The sequence below is a fragment of the Xanthobacter oligotrophicus genome (assembly GCF_008364685.1).
GTDB classification, from domain to species: Bacteria; Pseudomonadota; Alphaproteobacteria; order Rhizobiales; family Xanthobacteraceae; genus Xanthobacter; species Xanthobacter oligotrophicus.
Window position 1 is genome coordinate 54,620 of record NZ_VTTL01000006.1, and the last position, 16,357, is coordinate 70,976.

Below are 16,357 nucleotides of genomic sequence, written 5' to 3' on the forward strand. Positions count from 1 at the left end.
TGTGGCGCGTGTTTTCATCACGCGAACCGGTCTTCACTTCGCCTGGAAAGATCAGGGACCACCCGCCCCGCCGAGATAGGCGTCCTGGAGCCTTGGATCGGCGGCGAGCGCTTTGGGGTCGCCGTCCATGGTCACGCGGCCCAGTTCCAGCACCGTGGCCGCGTGGGCGACCTTCAGCGCCTTGCCGGTGTTCTGCTCCACCAGCAGCACGGAGAGGCCGTCGCGGTTCAGTTCGCAGATGAGGTCGAACAGCTTTTCCACGAACAGCGGCGAGAGGCCGAGGGAGGGTTCGTCCAGCATCATCAGGCGGGGCTTCGCCATCATGGCGCGGCCGATGGCCAGCATCTGCTGCTCGCCGCCGGAGAGGCAGGAGGCCAGCATGTGCCGGCGCTCGGCGAGGTTGGAGAAGCGGCCATAGATGGCCTCCATCTCGCGGCGGACGGCAGCGGTGTCGCGCCGCATATGGGCGCCCAGCAGCAGGTTTTCCTCCACCGTCAGGGAGATGAGGATGCGCCGGCCCTCCGGCACCAGAACCAGCCCCGCGCCCATACGCTTGTGGGGGGCGGCGCGAGTGAGGTCGGTGTCGGCGAAGGTGATGCCGCCGCCCTTCGCCGGCACCGCGCCGAGGATGGCTTTCAGCAGGGTGGACTTGCCGGCCCCGTTGGCGCCCAGCACGGTGACGATCTCGCCTTCCTGCACCCGCAGCGACACGTCGGTGAGCGCCGCCACGCGGCCGTAGGAGACGGAAAGGGCGGAGATTTCGAGCAGCGCCATGTCAGGCCTCCCCGTCCGAGCCGATATAGGCCTCGCGCACCTTGGGATCCTGCCGCACGCGGGAGAGCGGGCCTTCGGCGATCTTCTCGCCGAAATTCAGCACCACCACGTTCTGGCAGATGGACTCCACGAAGTGCATGTCGTGCTCCACCACCAGCAGGGTGGTGCCCTTGGCCATCAGCGCCTTGAGGTGATCCCTCAGCGCATTGGTCTCGGAGGGATTGAGGCCGGCGGCGGGCTCGTCCAGCATCAGGAGGCTGGCGCCGGCCAATGTTGCGCGCACCAGGTCGATGCGCTTCCTCACCCCATAGGGCAGGGCGGAGACGGTCTCGTCCGCCCAGCGGCCGAGGCCGCTCTCCTCCAGCGCGGCGCGGGCCTCGCGCTTCCAGTGGTGGTTGGGGATGAGGCGGTAGGGGGTGAGCAGCGCGGCCAGCGAAGAGGCGCGCACATGTTGGCCCACCAGCAGGTTTTCCAGCACCGACAGGTGTGGCATCAGCCGGACGTTCTGGAACGAGCGGGCCACCCCGGTGCCGATGCGCTGGCGTGAGGGCATGCGGGTCACGTCCACGCCGTTCACCGTGATGCGGCCGGCATCGACGCCATAGACGCCGCTGACCATGTTGAACACCGTGGTCTTGCCCGCGCCGTTGGGGCCGATGAGCGCCGTGGAGACGCCCTTCGGCACGCTCAAGGAGAGGTCGCGGATGGCTTGGACGCCCGCAAACGACTTCGACAGGGCGGAGATTTCCAGCGCCATGTTCATGAGGAGGCCTCCGGCGCGCGGCGGCGGAACAGGCGGAACAGGGCGGCGGTCACCAGCCCCTGCGGGCGGAGCGCCATGAAGACAATGATGAAGACGGCGAACACCGCGTAGCGCCACTGGTCGGAGGCGCGCAGCAGCTCCGGCACGAGTGTGAAGAAGGCGGCGCCCACCAGCGGTCCCCACACCGTCTGGGTGCCGCCGAACAGCACGTAGAGCACGGTGAAGACCGAGAGCAGCACGTTGAAGTGCTGGGCTTCCACGAAATTATAATGGTGCGCGTAAAGGGCGCCGCCGAAGCCGGCCACCATGGCCCCCAGGGCGAAGGCCGCCACCTTCATGCCGCGCACCGGGACGCCCAGCAGGTCCGCCACCGTGGCGTCGCTCTTCACCGCCGTCAGCTCGAGGGCGAAGCGGGTGCGGGAGATGTAGAGCATCAGCAGCACCACGCCGGCCGCCGCCGCGAACACCACGTTAGGGCCGGCATAATCGGTGACCGGATAGCCCGCCGCGCCGCCCACGACTTCCAGGTTCAGGAACACCGCGGAGATCACCTGGCCCAAGGCGAAGGTGGCCATGGCGAAATAGATGCCGTGGGTGCGCAGCACCGGCAGGCCGATGAGGAAGCCGGTGAGCCCCGCCGCCAGCGCCCCCGCCGGGATGGCGGCCCACATGGGCCACGCGTATTCGTTGGTCAGGAAGGCCGAGCCATAGGCGCCGATGGCCATGAAGCCGGCGATGCCGAGATTGAGCTGGCCGGCGGCGAGCGGCAGGTACACCGCATAGGCCGCCATGACATTGAAGGCGAGGACGACGAGGACGCCCGTCAGATAGCCGCTCATCACAGCTTCTCCCGGCTGGGGGCACGGCCCATGAGGCCCTGCGGCCGCACGATGAGGATGAGGAGCAGCAGGCCGTAGACGGTGATGTTCACCACATCCGCGCCGATGAAGGAGATGGAGACCACCTCGGCAAGGCCGATGAGCAGGCCGCCCAGCACCGCGCCCCAGATGGAGCCCATGCCGCCCACGATCATGGCGGCGACGCCCTTGAAGCCGACGCCCTCGCCCATGAAGGGCGACACCTGCTGGTAGTTCACCGCGAACAGGATGCCGGCCAGCGCCACCAGCGCCGCCGAGGCGACGAAGAGCTGCGGCACCAGGCGGGCGATGTCGATGCCCATGAGCAGCGCGGTCTCCCGGCTCTCCGCCACGGTGCGGATGCGCCGTCCGGCGGCGGTCTTCGCCAGCACGAAGGACAGCACCGCCACAAGGCCTAGCGACAGCAGCAGCGAGGCGAGCTGGGCATAGCCGATGACGAGGCCGCCGAGGCGCAGGTTGAGGTCCGGCAACAGCGCCGGGAACGCCTGCTGGTCCGAGCCGAACTGCACCAGCATCAGGTTTTCCAGCAGCACCAGGAAGCCGAGGGAGGACACCAGCGGCACTTCCGGATCGCCGCCCTGCATGGGCCGGTAGGCGAAGCGCTCCACCAGCAGCGAGATGAAGGCGGCGGCGGCCAGCGCCCCGGCGGCGGCGAGCAGGAAGGGCCAGCCGGCCTTCATCAGCCCGAAGGCGAGCATGCCGCCGGCCATGAACAGGCCGGGGAGGGAGAAATTGAGGAAGTTCAACACCCCGATGGCGAGGGTGAAGGCCACCGCCACGAGCATGTAGATGGCCCCGAGCATGAGGCCGTTGACGATCTGCTGCGCGACCATGGCGACGGGGCAACCTCGCTGGAACGCCGGGTGAGTAACCCGCCGGCCGCTTTCGCGACAGGCGAATTAGCTAATATACAAAGCTATCTGACTTTCCCATGCAAGCTGAAATTTCAGGCGGATTTCAGATTTCAGGCGATCGGTCGGGGCGACGGCGATGCATCTGAATAAGGGCGTTGTTCCCGTGGGTTGGCCGGCGCGAGAAGACTGTTTCGGCGCCTGCCGCTGATGCGGGGGTGAGCTGTGCGGTGCCCAACGGCGCGGCAGGGCGGCTTCGATGTCCCGGCGTCCGGGGCGGCGGTGGGCCGCCGGGAGCGAGCCCCGTCTTGATCTTGCCGGCCTCGATCTTGCTATGGCCGTTTCAACCCATCGTCCGATGCCAGGGGTTGTCACAGCCCGACTATTTTTGTCGGAACCCGGACATTGGTCGTCACCGTGAGGCGGTCATGAAGCTCATCGTCGAACGTCTGGTGGTCGAATCCCTGGTCGAGGCCTTTCCCGATCAGGCGCACCTCCTGGCCCAGCCGCGCCTCTCCACCCGCATGGAGCTGGGGCTCGACACGCTGAAGCCCGACGAGCTGGCCCATCTCCACGACCTGGTGCTGAAGAATGGCGGCACCGCCGTGCGCGGGCAGGAGGAGCAGCTCGCCAATCTCGTCGGCGTGTTCAAGGACGAGGGCCAGCGCTTCGCGCCGGAAGAGCTGGAAGACCTCGCCGGCGCGCTCGCGCTCTACTTCGTGAACGCGTCCATCCGGGGCTGGCTGTTCCGCATGAATTCCGGCGGCAAGCCCGAGCCCTACCTCATCACCCGGCTCGATTACACGCCCCCCGGCGAGGAGGAGGCCGGCCGCATCATCATCGAGCTGAAGGCCAACAATCGCGGCAAGACCCATGTGGAGAACCTGCTGATCCGCTCCAAGGACCTGCGCGGGCTCACCATTCCCGGCACGCTGGCGGCCAAGGGATGGCTGATGGAGGACGCGGGCCTGCTCGCCTCCTTCGACGACCAGCTGGTGCGCTATTTCGAGTGGCGGGGGCGCTATGGCCACCAGTTCTCCGGCAAGGGCACCGGCATCTTCGCCGAGGACCCCACCGCCAACCGCCGCGACACCGACTGGTCGCGCAAGTCCGTCATCGTCCTGTCCTCCTCGGGCTCCGAGGCGCGCCTGGTGAACGACGAGGAGCTGTTGGGCGAGCGTACGCTGGGCAACGAAACCTCGGGCTTCTTCCTCGACAAGATCGTGAAGAAGGCGGACAAGCAGAACCTCTTCCACATGGCGGTGGACGAGGCGCTGAAGGCGGCGCAGGCGAATGTGCGCAAGGGCTCGTTCACCGACATGCCGGTGCACCCCCTCATCCTCATGTTCCATCTGGAGCTGCACCACCACGTGTGGGTGCATGTGGATGACATCACGCCCTACCAGTACCACCCCGAGCTGAAGCAGAAGCTGGTGCTGCCCCCCGAGCAGACCGACCTCATCGACATCCTCACCGCCGAGATGAACACGCTCATGGACGACGTGGTGGCGGGCAAGTCCGGCGGCACCACCGTGCTGTGCGCCGGCCCGCCCGGTGTCGGCAAGACGCTCACCGCCGAGGTCTATTCGGAGATCATCCAGCGCCCGCTCTACCGGGTGCATTCCGGCCAGCTCGGCCTCGATGTCGCCCACATGGAGCAGGCGCTGAAGGATGCGCTCACTCGCGCCCAGCGCTGGGGCGCGGTGATGCTCATCGACGAGGCGGATGTCTACATCAAGCGCCGGCAGGACAACCTCACCATGAATGCGGTGGTGGGCGTGTTCCTGCGCGTGCTCGAATACTTCAACGGCCTGCTGTTCCTCACCACCAACCGGGTGGACGATATTGACGAGGCCATCATCTCGCGCTGCATCGCGCTGATCAAATACCATTCGCCGGGGCCGGAAGACCGCCGCAAGATCTGGCGGGTGATGGCGGACCAGTTCGGCCTGCCGCTGTCGGACGAATTGATCGGCAAGCTGGTGGTGATGTTCCCGGAAACGTCCGGGCGCGACATCAAGGGGCTTGCCAAGCTGGTGGCGAAATATTGCTCCCAGAAGAACGAGCCGCCCACCATCGACGCCTTCCGCCGCTGCGCCATCTTCCGCGCCCTCGACGTGCCCCCGGTGGAGGCGGCCTGACACTTCGGAACACCCAGTTCCCTGCGCGACCTTGCGCCCGTCCGGTCTCCGGGCGGGCGTTTTCTTTACGGCGCGACGTTCAGGGGCCGGTTCAGCAGCAATTGTAGTGGACCGTGCCGAAGCCGGACACGTCGTAGCCGCCGAGATCGGCGGCGCGCGCCTCGAAGACCGGCTCGCGGCAGAAGGCCACCAGTTTCTGGAATGGCGGATCGAAATAGGCCTTGCGCCAGACCAGGAGGTCGAAGCGCTCCTCCAGCAGCGGCAGGAAGCGCAGATTGTTGAGGCGCGCCGCCGCCGCGATGCCGAGGCCCACGTCGGCACGCCCGGTGGCGATGGCCAGCGCCAGATCGGTTTCGGTCCGCTCGATGGTGTCCACCACCCGGAGGTCGGCGCGCGTCATCTTCTCGGCAGACAACAGCCGCTCCAGCACCAGCTCGCTGCCGGCTTCCGGCTGCCGCGCCTGGAAGCGCAGGCCCCGGACATCCTTCAGGCTTTTCGGCGGGCGGGTCGTGTCCGGCCGGTAGATGAGGCCGCGCACCCGCCGTGCCCATTCGATCAGCACCCATGGCTCGCGGCAGAAACGGCCTTCCACCGTGCCCACGTTCCAGCCCTGCGGATCAGGCACATGCAGGCCCACGGCGATGCATTCGCCCCGCTCGGCGCGGGCGAGCCCGTCGAGCGCGCCGTCGAGGAAGGCGGCGATGCCGGAGCGCGATTCACGCAACGCCCAGTCCAGCAGGGGGTCATGCCCGCCGGCGAGAACGAGGGGCAGTTGGGCATGCTCGCTTGCCGCCTGCGTCTCTCCAGCCTCGCGCGGCTCGGTGGCGCCGCCGAGCCAGCTCTCGATTTCCTTGCGCGGGAACAGCAGCTTGCCCGTCACCCGCCGCACCGGGAGACTGCCTGTCGCCACCAGGTCGTAGACCTTGCGCTCCTTCACGCGCAGCAGCGCCGCCAGCTCGCGGGTGGTGAGGAAATCCGACATGCTCCGATGCACCGTCACGGCAGGGGCCCGAAAAAACAACACGTTTCACCTATATTCACATGAATACGGTTTCACGCGAAATTCAATCTCTATCGCTGCGGTATGGCGGCGCGCCCAACTGATGCGGAGATGGGCACGGGAAATGGACACGGGCTTGCATTTCGGCCCGGGTCGCGCCAGCACAGGCGGACCGCCCTGGAGACGGGCCCGATCAGGTTGAACCCGCCTGATCGGCGCATCCGCCTCCCGCCTTCGAGACCGGGGGCGCGCAGTCAGCGCGCACTCTGGACCAACCGGATCGCTCCCATGTCGCCAGCCCGCATCGGCATCGTCACCATCTCGGACCGCGCCAGCTCCGGCGGTTATGCCGACCTCTCGGGGCCGGCCATCGAGGCGTGGCTGCGGCATGCCATCACCAGCCCGTGGAGCGCCGACTATCGCGTCATCCCGGACGGCTTCGAGAGCGTGCGCGACACCCTGATCGACATGTGCGACCACGCCGGCCTCGACCTCATCTGCACCACCGGCGGCACCGGCCCCGCCCCGCGCGACCTGACCCCCGAGGCCATGGCGGCGGTGATCGAGAAGCCGCTGCCGGGCTTCGGCGAGCAGATGCGCCGCATCAGCCTCCAGGAGGTGCCCACCGCCATCCTGTCGCGGCAGGAGGCGGGGGTGCGCGGCAAGACCCTGATCGTGAACCTGCCGGGCAAGCCGGCGTCTATTGCGGTGTGCCTGGCGGCCGTGTTCCCGGCCATCCCCTACTGCCTCGATCTCATCGGCGCGGGACGCATCGAGACCGACCCGCAGGTGTGCGCCGCCTTCCGCCCCAAGGGAGCGTGACGCCTTGGGCGCGTGATTAAAGCACCACCACGCCGCGGTGCTTGGCCTCGTCTTCCGGCTCCACATGGATGGTGATGACCGCGTCGTCCATGTCCTGCTCGAAGGCGCTCTCGATGCGGTCGCAGATCTCGTGGGCGGCGGCCACCGTCATGGTGCCGGGCACCACCAGGTGGAACTCCACGAAGGTGATGCGCCCGGCGTGGCGGGTGCGCAGGTCGTGGGCCTCGAGGGCGCCGGCGGCGTGGGTGGAGACCAGCTCCTTGATGCGCGCCACCACGTCCGGCGGCGGCGCGGCGTCCATCAGGCCGCCCACGGATTCCTTCATCATCCCCCAGCCGGTCCACAGCACGTTGAGGGCGACGAGGCCGGCCAGCAGCGGGTCCAGCTGCGGCCAGCCGGTGACCGGCACCAGCACGAAGCCGGCGAGCACGGCGGCGGAGGTGACCACGTCCGACATCAGGTGCTTGGCGTCGGCGATCAGGGCCGGCGAGCGATAGGCACGGCCGACGCGCATGAGCACGACGTACCATACTACGTTGATGACGGTGGCCGCGCCGTTCAGCAGCATGCCTTTCAGCGGCTGGTCGGGCAGGGTGGGGTTCTGGAAGCCGTTATAGGCCTCGCGCATGATGGTGAGGGCGGCGATCACCACCAGCACCCCCTCGATCACCGCCGAGATGTATTCCGCCTTGTGGTGGCCGAACTGGTGGTTGTCGTCGGCCGGCCGCGAGGACACCTGCAGAGCGATGAGCGCCGCGCCGGAGGCGGCCACGTTGATGATGCTCTCCAGCGCGTCCGACAACAGCGCCACCGAGCCCGTCACCCACCACGCCAGCGTCTTGAGGCCGAGCACGATGATGCCGACGAGCACGCTCGCCGCCGCCACCCACAGCGTCTTGCGGCTCATGTCCGCCTCCTGTCCTGTCAAAGGCGAGCGCTGCCGGTTCGGCTCGCGCATTCCCGTCCGCTCCGCTCGCGGCCCGCGGGGCCAGCGCCGCGGCTGCGGACAAGGTGCCTGTGGAGCAGCTTCCGACCGGAGCGGATTGCCCCGCCGACTGGAAGTTGGCTCAAATTCAATGAGTTGGGCGATATGCCCGGCCCGGAGCGATCCGGACGCGCTATGCTCTAGCCGCTGGGCGGGTGCAGTGCAACGCCCCATGATGCCGCCGATCCGCCCATCCCCGCTGCCAGCAGGCGGGCCGCTTACTTCACCATGTGCTGCAACGCCTTCAGCATGGCGTCGGGCGGTATTATTATAATTCCGTCGAAGGGCGTGCTCATCTCCAGGATCAGGAAGATCGCCCCGCCCAGCGAGAGGGCGCACAGGAGAAAAATCGATACCGACACCGAGTTGACCGGCGAAAACAGTCCGAAGCTCATGAAGATAAAGGTGAGCCAGACGATCAGCACGACGGTGAAGATGGGCGGCACCTGGACCGCGCTTTCCTCGATCAGCACCCACCGCAAGGCGGCCAGGGACTTGTAGCGGTCGAGCGCCTCCGTCTTGAGCTCCACCTGGTCCGGCGTCTTCGGCTCGAGGGCGCGCACCATATGGCCCACATGCGACAGGGTCTGCTCGGACACGTCGCTGTTGACGAGGGTCTTCGTGGCGTCCGCCGGCCAGGTCTCGTCGAGGGCGTGCTGGGTATAGCCGCGCAGAGCATCGCGGGCCGGATTGGCGTCCGGTCCATAGTGCCGGAGCGACAGGTCGAGAGTGATGAGATAGGTGGCGTATTGCTGCACGTCGCGGCTGGTGGTGTCGAAATTCCCCTTCACCGACGCGGTCATCAGGCCGAGGATCAGCGAGGCCATGGCCGCCACCATGCCCACCGCGAGCTTCACCGCCTCCTGGGTTTCCTTGGAGAGGTGCTGTTCCTTCAGCTTGCGGGAGGCCCCCATGCCGGCGATGGCGCCGCCGAACAGACACACGAAGACAAGCCCGGCGACCACCAGTGCGTCCATGCCCTCACCCATCCCCAGCATGCAGCTGTTCTGTCTCTCACGGTCAGAACAGCCCGCGCCGATAGGTAGCGCTCTGGCGCAGGAGGTAAAGAGGCAATCGCGCCCGACGCTGGGTCAGGTCGGGCGGATCATCGACGCAGGCCGGAAGGCCGCTGCTATTCCGCAGCCTTCACCGGCGCGTCCGCGGCAAGCTTCGCCTCGGCGTCTTCCTGCTGCTTGAGCACGTCGGGATGCGGCATGGACATGATGTTGTAGCCGGAATCCACGAAATGGATCTCGCCCGTCACGCCGCCCGACAGCCCGGACAGCAGGTAGAGGGCAGAGCCGCCCACTTCCTCGATGGAGACGGTGCGGCGCAGGGGCGCGTGGCGCTTCTGGTAGTTGAACATGAGGCGGGCATCGGCGATGCCGGCCCCGGCCAGGGTGCGCACGGGGCCCGCCGAGATGGCGTTCACCCGGATGCCCGCCGGCCCGTAATCGGCGGCCAGGTAGCGCACGGAGGCTTCCAGCGCCGCCTTGGCCACGCCCATCACGTTGTAATTGGGCATCACCCGGGTGGAGCCGCCATAGGTCAGGGTGATGAGGGATCCACCATTGGGCATCAGCGCGGCGGCGCGCTTGGCGATCTCCGTGAAGGAGAAGCAGGAGATGACCATGGTGCGGGAGAAATTCTCCCGGCTGGTGTCAGCGTAGCGACCCTTCAGCTCCGACTTGTCGGAGAAGGCCACCGCGTGCACCAGAAAATCGATGGCGCCCCAGCGCTCCTTCAGCGCCGCGAACACGGCATCCACGCTGGCGAGGTCTTCCACGTCGCACGGCAGGAGGATGGAGGAGCCCAGGCTCTCGGCCAGCGGCTTCACGCGCTTGGCCACGGAGTCGCCCTGGTAGGTGAAGGCGATCTCGGCGCCCTGGCCGGCCAAGGCTTTGGCGATGCCCCAGGCGATGGAATGGTCGTTTGCGACCCCCATCACCAAGCCACGCTTGCCCTTCATCAGGTCCTGCATTACCCACCCTCTCGCGCCTGAAACGCCGATAGCAGACCGCGCGGGCCGGCACCACGGGACGGCCCTTCACCTTTCATGACCGACCCTGACGCATGCCTCCGGGGAAGGTCTGAAAAGCCCTTGCCCCATATGGCCTTGCTTCAAGCTGCTCTGGCCCGCATCGGTCTTTGCCCCCGATGGTCCTGCCGGTGGGGGGCTGCCCGGCGGGCTTAAGCCGCTGCCGTACGGTCACGCATCCACGTGTTTGATGATGAGCGAGGCGTTGGTCCCGCCGAAGCCGAAGCCGTTCGACAGGATATGTCCGAGCGACACGTTGTCGACCCGCTGCCGCACGATGGGCATGTCCGCGAACGCCGGGTCCATCTCCTCGATGTTGGCGCTCTCGCAGATGAAGCCGTTCTGCATCATCAGAATGGAATAGATCGCCTCGTGCACCCCTGTCGCGCCCTGCGAATGGCCGGTCAGCGACTTGGTGGCGGAGATGGGCGGGCACGCGCTGCCGAAAACGGCGCGGATCGCCTCGATCTCCTTCAGGTCGCCGATGGGCGTCGAGGTGGCGTGCGGGTTGATGTAGTCGATGGGCGCCTTGATCTGCGACAGGGCGAGCTTCATGGCCCGCTCCGCGCCCTCGCCCGAGGGCGCCACCATGTCCACTCCGTCGGAGGTGGCGCCATAGCCGGCGATCTCGGCATAGATGCGGGCGCCGCGCGCCTTGGCGTGCTCCAGCTCTTCCAGCACCAGTACCCCGGCGCCGCCGGAGATGACGAAGCCGTCGCGGTTCTTATCGTAGGCGCGCGAGGCCACCTGGGGCCGGTCGTTGAAGTTGGACGACATGGCACCCATGCCGTCGAACAGGACCGAGAGGGTCCAGTGCAGGTCCTCGCAGCCGCCAGCGAAGATGATGTCCTGCTTGCCGTACTGGATCAGCTCGGAAGCGTTGCCGATGCAGATGTTGGTGGTCGCGCAGGCGGCCGAGATGGAATAGCTCAGCCCCTTGATCTTGAACCAAGTGGACAGCGTCGCCGAGGCGGTGGAGCCCATGGCCTTTGGCACTGCGAACGGCCCGACGCGCTTGGGGCCCTTGTCGCGGGTGATGTCGGCCGAATCGACGATGGTCTTGGTGGAGCTGCCGCCCGATCCCATGATCAGGCCGGTGCGCTCGTTGGAGATTTCGTGCGGCTCGAGGCCGGCGTCGCGGATCGCCTGCTCCATGGCCACGTGGTTCCAGGCGGTGCCGCCGCCGTGGAAGCGCATGGCACGGCGATCCACCACCTCCTCGGCGTTCAGCGTCGGGGCGCCATGGACCTGGGAGCGGAAGCCGAGCTTGGCATAATCCCCCGCGATGGAGATGCCGCTCTTGGCCTCGCGCAGGCTGGCGAGCACCTCTTGCGTGGAGTTGCCGATGGACGAGACAATGCCCATCCCGGTGACGACGACGCGCCGCATGTCAAATCCCCATTGGAAAGCAGCAGTATGGCCGCGGATCGTGGCGGCGCCTTGTCAGGCGCTCGCCGGTCCCGCGGCGGGTGCCGCATCGGCCTGGAACAGGCCCACCTTCAGATCCTTCGCGCGATAGATGACGGCATCGTCCGCCGACAGCCAGCCATCGGCGATGCCCAGCACCAGCTTGGAGCGCATCACCCGCTTGAATTCGATGCCGTAGACCACCTTCTTCACGCCCGGCAGAACCTGGCCCGAAAACTTGAGTTCGCCGAGGCCCAGCGCCCGGCCGCGGCCGCTGGAGCCCAGCCAGCCGAGATAGAAGCCGACCAGCTGCCACATGGCGTCGAGGCCCAGGCAGCCGGGCATCACCGGGTCGCCCTTGAAGTGGCAGGCGAAGAACCACAGGTCCGGGTTCACGTCGAGCTCGGCGCGCATGAAGCCCTTGCCGAATTCGCCGCCGGTCTCGGAAATCTCGACGATGCGGTCGAACATCAGCATGGGCGGCAGCGGCAATTGCGCGTTCCCGGCGCCGAACAGCTCGCCACGTCCGCAGGCGAGGAGATCTTCATATGCGAAGCTGGTTTGCCGGTCCGCCATTCTCAAGCGTGTCGCCATTCTGCCCGGAAGGGGTTGACCCGCTAGGGGACCCCGTGGGGTGTTGCCGAAAGAGCCCGAAGACCCGCCCCCGTCATCGGCGGCGGGCACTCCCTAACATAGGGACGGGCGCACTCAAAGTCATGAAAGCGTCACGCCGCACGCAACGGTGCCGCAACGGAGCGATCCGTTTGGCGGGAAGCGGTTGCACATGGTGGCGAAGGTGGGCCGAAGGGAAATCCGGCTTCAGGCGTGAACCCGGGCCGCCCCGGCCGCGTTGCCTGCTTGCGGCCTGGTTGCGCCTTGGCGCTGCGTAAGGACGTTTCGTAAGGATTCGGGTTAAGGGTGCCATCTCAAACGGCTCGGGAGACGGACATGCCGGTGTTGAAGGAGTTCAGGGAATTCGCCGTCAAGGGCAATGTGATGGATCTCGCCATCGGCGTGATCATCGGGGCCGCCTTCGGCAACATCGTGACCTCCCTCGTCGGCGACATCTTCATGCCGGTCATCGGGGCGGTCACCGGCGGCCTCGATTTCTCGAACCACTACATCCCCTTGTCGTCGGCGGTGACGGCCGACAACCTGGTGGACGCCAAGAAGCAGGGTGCGGTACTGGCGTATGGCTCCTTCATCACTATCGCCATCAATTTTTTGATCGTGGCGGCGGTGCTGTTCCTGGTGGTGCGGACCCTCAACGCCCTGCGCCGGGCGGAGGCGAACAAGCCGCCGGCTGCGCCCAGCCACACGGAAGTGCTGCTCACCGAGATCCGCGACCTCCTCGCCAAACGCCCGACCTGAGGCGCCGCGCGCCTCAGCGCGCGTCCACGCCCACCGCGTCGGCGATGGAGGCAAAGCCGTCCGCCTTCAGGCGGGCGGCAAGGTCCGTCTTGATCCGGGCCACGAGGCCGGGGCCGTGGAACACCAGGGCGGAATAGATCTGCACCAGGCTCGCCCCGGCGCGGACCTTGGCATAGGCGTCTGCCCCGGAGGCGATGCCGCCCACGCCGATGATGGGCAGTCGGCCGCCCACAAGGCGGTAGAGCGCCCCGAGCCGTTCCGTGGACAGGGCCATGAGCGGCTTGCCGGAGAGGCCGCCGGTCTCGTCCTTGAACTTGCTCTGCAGGCTGGGCGGGCGCGACAGGGTGGTGTTGCCCATGATGATGCCGTCCACCCCGGTGGCGAGGGAGGCCTCCGCCACGTCGGCCAGGGCCGCGTCGTCGAGGTCGGGCGCCACCTTCACCAAAAGGGGGGTGCGCGCGGCGGGATCGGGCATGGAGGCGTTGCGTACGCCGATGACGTGGGCGAGCAGGGTTTCCATCTCCGCCCGGGCCTGGAGCGCCCGAAGGCCCGGCGTGTTGGGCGAGGAGATGTTGCACACCAGATAGTCGGCGAGGCGGCAGGTGGCCGAGACGCCGGCGCCGTAATCCTCCAGCGCGTCCTCGCTCTCCTTGTTCTTCCCCACATTGGCGCCGACGATGCCGCCCTTGCCCGCCGCCCGGCGCTGGCCCAGCCGGAAGATGAAGGGGGCAAGGCCCTCGCTGTTGAAGCCGAAGCGGTTAATGACCGCCTCGTCCTCGTCCAGCCGGAACAGGCGGGGCAGGGGATTGCCCGGCTGGGGGCGCGGCGTCACCGTGCCCGCCTCCACGAAGCCGAAGCCGAACTTGAACAGGGCGTCCGCCACCTCGCAATGCTTGTCGAACCCAGCGGCAAGGCCCACCGGATTGGGGAAGTCGAGCCCCCACACCTGCGTCGCCAGCACCGGATCGTCGGGGCCTCCCGACAGGTCCGGCACCAGGCCGCTCTTCAGCACGCGGATGGACAGATGGTGCGCCTGCTCCGGCGTGATGAACCGGAACAGGGGCTTGAGGACGCCGTAGAGGTCCATCCGCGCGGTCACTCGCCGGTGACGGCGGTGCCGCCGTGGGCCTTCGACCAGGAGTGGGGATCGTGGAGGAAGGATTCGATCTCGGCGATCTGCTTGGATTCGAACCGGTTCATGGTCTTCACCGCCGCCAGCACGTCCCACCAGGTGGCGAGGCGGTGCAGGCTGAGCCCGGCCTGGTCGAAGATACCCGAGGCCTCGGCGAAGATGTCGTAATAGAAGAACACGAAGCAGTGCGAGCACTCGGCCCCGGCCTCACGCAGGGCGTTGACGAAGGTCACCTTGCTCTTGCCGTCGGTGGTGAGGTCCTCCACCAGCAGCACCCGCTGGCCGGGGGCCAGGTGCCCCTCGATCTGGGCGTTGCGGCCGAAGCCCTTCGGCTTCTTGCGCACATACTGCATGGGCAGCATCAGCCGGTCCGCCACCCACGCCGCGAACGGGATGCCCGCCGTCTCGCCGCCGGCCACGGTGTCGAACTGCTCGTAGCCGATCTCGCGGAAGATGGTGGAGATGCCGAAGTCCACCAGCGTCTGGCGCACGCGGGGGAAGGAGATGAGGCGCCGGCAGTCGATATAGACAGGGCTCGCCCAGCCGGAGGTGAAGATGAACGGCTCGCCGGAGGAAAAGCGCACGGCCTCCACCTCCAGCAGCATCCGCGCGGTCTGCTCGGCGATGGTGGCCTTGTCCGGAAAAGCTGTGACGTTCGCCATGGGAAGGGCCTCGGTGCCTCGATTATGTGACGCGCATATATCAGAGCCGCGGCCCAATGCGACAGCCCAGGCGCCGCAGGCAGGCAAATGAGCCGCAGGCGCAGGTCGAATGTGCCGCAGGCTGGGCTGATGTGCCGTTGGGGTGTGGCGGCCTGCCTCAGGTGCCCGGCACCGGCGTCAGCGCCGGGCGGCCGCCGAAATGCGCCTTGAGATTGTCGATGACCAGATCAACGGTAGCTTTCACGGCCTCCGGCGAGCGGCCGGCGATGTGGGGTGTGAGCACGAGGTTCTGCTGCCGCGAGAGGTCCGACGGCACGTTTGGCTCGCCCTCGACCACGTCGAGGGCAGCGCCGGCAATGCGCCCGTGTTCGAGGGCATCGACCAGGGCCACCGTGTCGACCACGCTGCCACGGGCAATGTTGACGAGGAAGCCCGCCGGGCCGAGCGCGGCCAGTACGTCCGCATCCACGAGATGCCGCGTGGCCGCCCCACCGGGGGTGGCGACCACCATGAAATCCGACCATTGGGCCAGGGCCAGGGGGGAGGGAAGGTAGAGCCAGGGCGCGCCGGCCCGGGGCGTGCGGTTGTGATAGGCCACATCCATGCCGAACCCGCCGGCACCGCGCCGCGCGATCTGCTCGCCGACGGTCCCAAGGCCCAGGATGCCCAGCTTCTTGCCCGAAATCATCGGGCGGGGCTGGCGCGACCGGAGCCAATCACCGCCCCTCACCGCATGGTCGGCGCCGACGATGCCGCGCGCAACGGCCATGAGCAGCGCCATCGCGTGGTCGGCCACTGTCGCATCGTTGGTGCCGGGACCATGGGTGACGACGATGCCCCGCGCCCGGGCGGCCTCCAGATCGATCTTCTCGTAGCCGGCGCCGAGGGCGCAGATGATTTCGAGGGCCGCAAGCGCGGCGATCTCGTCGGCGTCGAGGCCGGTGGACCCGTTGGTCAGGACCGCCCGGATGTCGTCTCCTGCGGTGCTGATGACCCGCGCTCGCTCGGCCTTGTCGATGGCGCTGCGCAGCCCGAAACCAGCGGCTTCGAGGCGGGATGAGGAGACAGGATCAATTTCGATTGTGACCAGAAGCGGGATCTGCATCGTCTGACCTCTGTCCCGGGGGCATGTCCGGGACCAGCGTGACCAAGGCCGGGGGCCGATGCGGTCCCCCCTGCCTGCGCTTCAGCCCTCGCCGCGTCGGCCGGGCTTGCCGATGCCGCTCACGTCGAACTCCAGCCCGTCGGCGGTATAGCGCGGGTCCGGGCCGGTGCCAGCCCCTTTCGCGCCACCCTTTGCCCCGCGCAGCGGCAGGCCGAGGGAAAGACTGAGACGCCGCTTGCGAGCGGCGATTTCTTTCCGTAGCGGGAAGACGGGGACGTTAATCGTGATCGTCATAGCCACGCTCCAAAAGTATATCGCGCGTTCAAGTCAGCATGGATCAGTTACAAACTTTAACAAAATAGTAACATTTCCATGCCCCGAGGGCGTGCTTCTATGGCACGGCCACATAACGCTGGCTGAAGGCGGCG

17 protein-coding genes are annotated in these 16,357 nt (G+C 67.4%); 3 read left to right on the forward strand and 14 right to left on the reverse strand.

Annotation, left to right across the window (positions count from 1 at the left end; genetic code table 11):
* Window positions 1-51 precede the first annotated feature (51 nt).
* The 4 genes from FZ033_RS11120 to FZ033_RS11135 are packed head-to-tail and all read right to left on the reverse strand — an operon-like array spanning window position 52 to window position 3,248.
* Window positions 52-774 carry an ABC transporter ATP-binding protein gene (locus FZ033_RS11120; RefSeq protein WP_149576218.1) on the reverse strand — a complete coding sequence of 241 codons (723 nt, stop codon included), beginning with the start codon at window positions 772-774 and terminating at the stop codon, window positions 52-54.
* Between the two features lies 1 nt (window position 775).
* Window positions 776-1,537 carry an ABC transporter ATP-binding protein gene (locus FZ033_RS11125; RefSeq protein ID WP_149576219.1) on the reverse strand — a complete coding sequence of 254 codons (762 nt, stop codon included), beginning with the start codon at window positions 1,535-1,537 and terminating at the stop codon, window positions 776-778.
* The gene (locus FZ033_RS11130; RefSeq protein WP_149576220.1) at window positions 1,534-2,376 is read right to left on the reverse strand and encodes a branched-chain amino acid ABC transporter permease; all 843 of its coding nucleotides are present in this window, start codon (window positions 2,374-2,376) and stop codon (window positions 1,534-1,536) included. The genes FZ033_RS11125 and FZ033_RS11130 overlap by 4 nt, the downstream gene beginning before the upstream one ends.
* A complete protein-coding gene (locus FZ033_RS11135) occupies window positions 2,376-3,248 on the reverse strand; it encodes a branched-chain amino acid ABC transporter permease (RefSeq protein WP_149576221.1) in 873 nt (290 codons plus the stop codon). Before FZ033_RS11135 ends, FZ033_RS11130 begins: the two co-directional genes overlap by 1 nt.
* Window positions 3,249-3,694: 446 nt before the next feature.
* Between FZ033_RS11135 and FZ033_RS11140 the strand changes: the two genes are divergently transcribed.
* Window positions 3,695-5,407, forward strand: a complete 1,713-nt coding sequence (locus tag FZ033_RS11140) for an AAA family ATPase (protein ID WP_149576222.1) — start codon at window positions 3,695-3,697, stop codon at window positions 5,405-5,407.
* Between the two features lie 91 nt (window positions 5,408-5,498).
* On the opposite strand, the gene FZ033_RS11145 is transcribed toward FZ033_RS11140, so the two are convergent.
* Entirely contained in the window at window positions 5,499-6,389 is an 891-nt protein-coding gene (locus tag FZ033_RS11145; protein ID WP_149576223.1) for a helix-turn-helix transcriptional regulator, read from the reverse strand.
* 306 nt (window positions 6,390-6,695) lie between these two features.
* Between FZ033_RS11145 and mog the strand changes: the two genes are divergently transcribed.
* Window positions 6,696-7,229: a molybdopterin adenylyltransferase gene (mog, locus tag FZ033_RS11150; protein ID WP_149576224.1), complete on the forward strand. Its 534-nt coding sequence runs from the start codon at window positions 6,696-6,698 to the stop codon at window positions 7,227-7,229.
* A gap of 16 nt (window positions 7,230-7,245) precedes the next feature.
* On the opposite strand, the gene FZ033_RS11155 is transcribed toward mog, so the two are convergent.
* The 5 genes from FZ033_RS11155 to fabA all read right to left on the reverse strand — a co-directional run bounded on the left by FZ033_RS11155 (window position 7,246) and on the right by fabA (window position 12,235).
* On the reverse strand, window positions 7,246-8,136 hold the full coding sequence (locus FZ033_RS11155) for a cation diffusion facilitator family transporter (protein ID WP_149576225.1): 891 nt from the start codon (window positions 8,134-8,136) through the stop codon (window positions 7,246-7,248).
* A 296-nt stretch (window positions 8,137-8,432) separates the two neighbouring features.
* Entirely contained in the window at window positions 8,433-9,212 is a 780-nt protein-coding gene (locus FZ033_RS11160; RefSeq protein ID WP_149576226.1) for a bestrophin-like domain, read from the reverse strand.
* Window positions 9,213-9,346: 134 nt separating this feature from the next.
* Entirely contained in the window at window positions 9,347-10,195 is an 849-nt protein-coding gene (fabI, locus tag FZ033_RS11165) for an enoyl-ACP reductase FabI (RefSeq protein ID WP_149576227.1), read from the reverse strand.
* Window positions 10,196-10,423: 228 nt separating this feature from the next.
* A complete protein-coding gene (gene fabB / locus FZ033_RS11170; RefSeq protein ID WP_149576228.1) occupies window positions 10,424-11,641 on the reverse strand; it encodes a beta-ketoacyl-ACP synthase I in 1,218 nt (405 codons plus the stop codon).
* A gap of 54 nt (window positions 11,642-11,695) precedes the next feature.
* On the reverse strand, window positions 11,696-12,235 hold the full coding sequence (gene fabA / locus FZ033_RS11175; protein ID WP_149576229.1) for a 3-hydroxyacyl-[acyl-carrier-protein] dehydratase FabA: 540 nt from the start codon (window positions 12,233-12,235) through the stop codon (window positions 11,696-11,698).
* A 378-nt stretch (window positions 12,236-12,613) separates the two neighbouring features.
* Here fabA and mscL point away from each other — a divergent pair, with 378 nt between their 5' ends.
* Complete coding sequence (mscL, locus tag FZ033_RS11180; protein ID WP_188079455.1) at window positions 12,614-13,030, forward strand: large conductance mechanosensitive channel protein MscL; 417 nt, start codon at window positions 12,614-12,616, stop codon at window positions 13,028-13,030.
* Between the two features lie 13 nt (window positions 13,031-13,043).
* Here mscL and FZ033_RS11185 read toward each other — a convergent pair whose 3' ends face one another.
* The 4 genes from FZ033_RS11185 to FZ033_RS11200 form a co-directional block, all read right to left on the reverse strand.
* Entirely contained in the window at window positions 13,044-14,117 is a 1,074-nt protein-coding gene (locus tag FZ033_RS11185) for a quinone-dependent dihydroorotate dehydrogenase (RefSeq protein WP_149576231.1), read from the reverse strand.
* An 8-nt stretch (window positions 14,118-14,125) separates the two neighbouring features.
* Entirely contained in the window at window positions 14,126-14,824 is a 699-nt protein-coding gene (locus FZ033_RS11190; RefSeq protein WP_149576232.1) for an orotate phosphoribosyltransferase, read from the reverse strand.
* Window positions 14,825-14,981: 157 nt separating this feature from the next.
* Window positions 14,982-15,929: a 2-hydroxyacid dehydrogenase gene (locus FZ033_RS11195; RefSeq protein ID WP_149576233.1), complete on the reverse strand. Its 948-nt coding sequence runs from the start codon at window positions 15,927-15,929 to the stop codon at window positions 14,982-14,984.
* Between the two features lie 81 nt (window positions 15,930-16,010).
* Window positions 16,011-16,223, reverse strand: a complete 213-nt coding sequence (locus FZ033_RS11200; protein ID WP_149576234.1) for a hypothetical protein — start codon at window positions 16,221-16,223, stop codon at window positions 16,011-16,013.
* Window positions 16,224-16,357 lie beyond the last annotated feature (134 nt).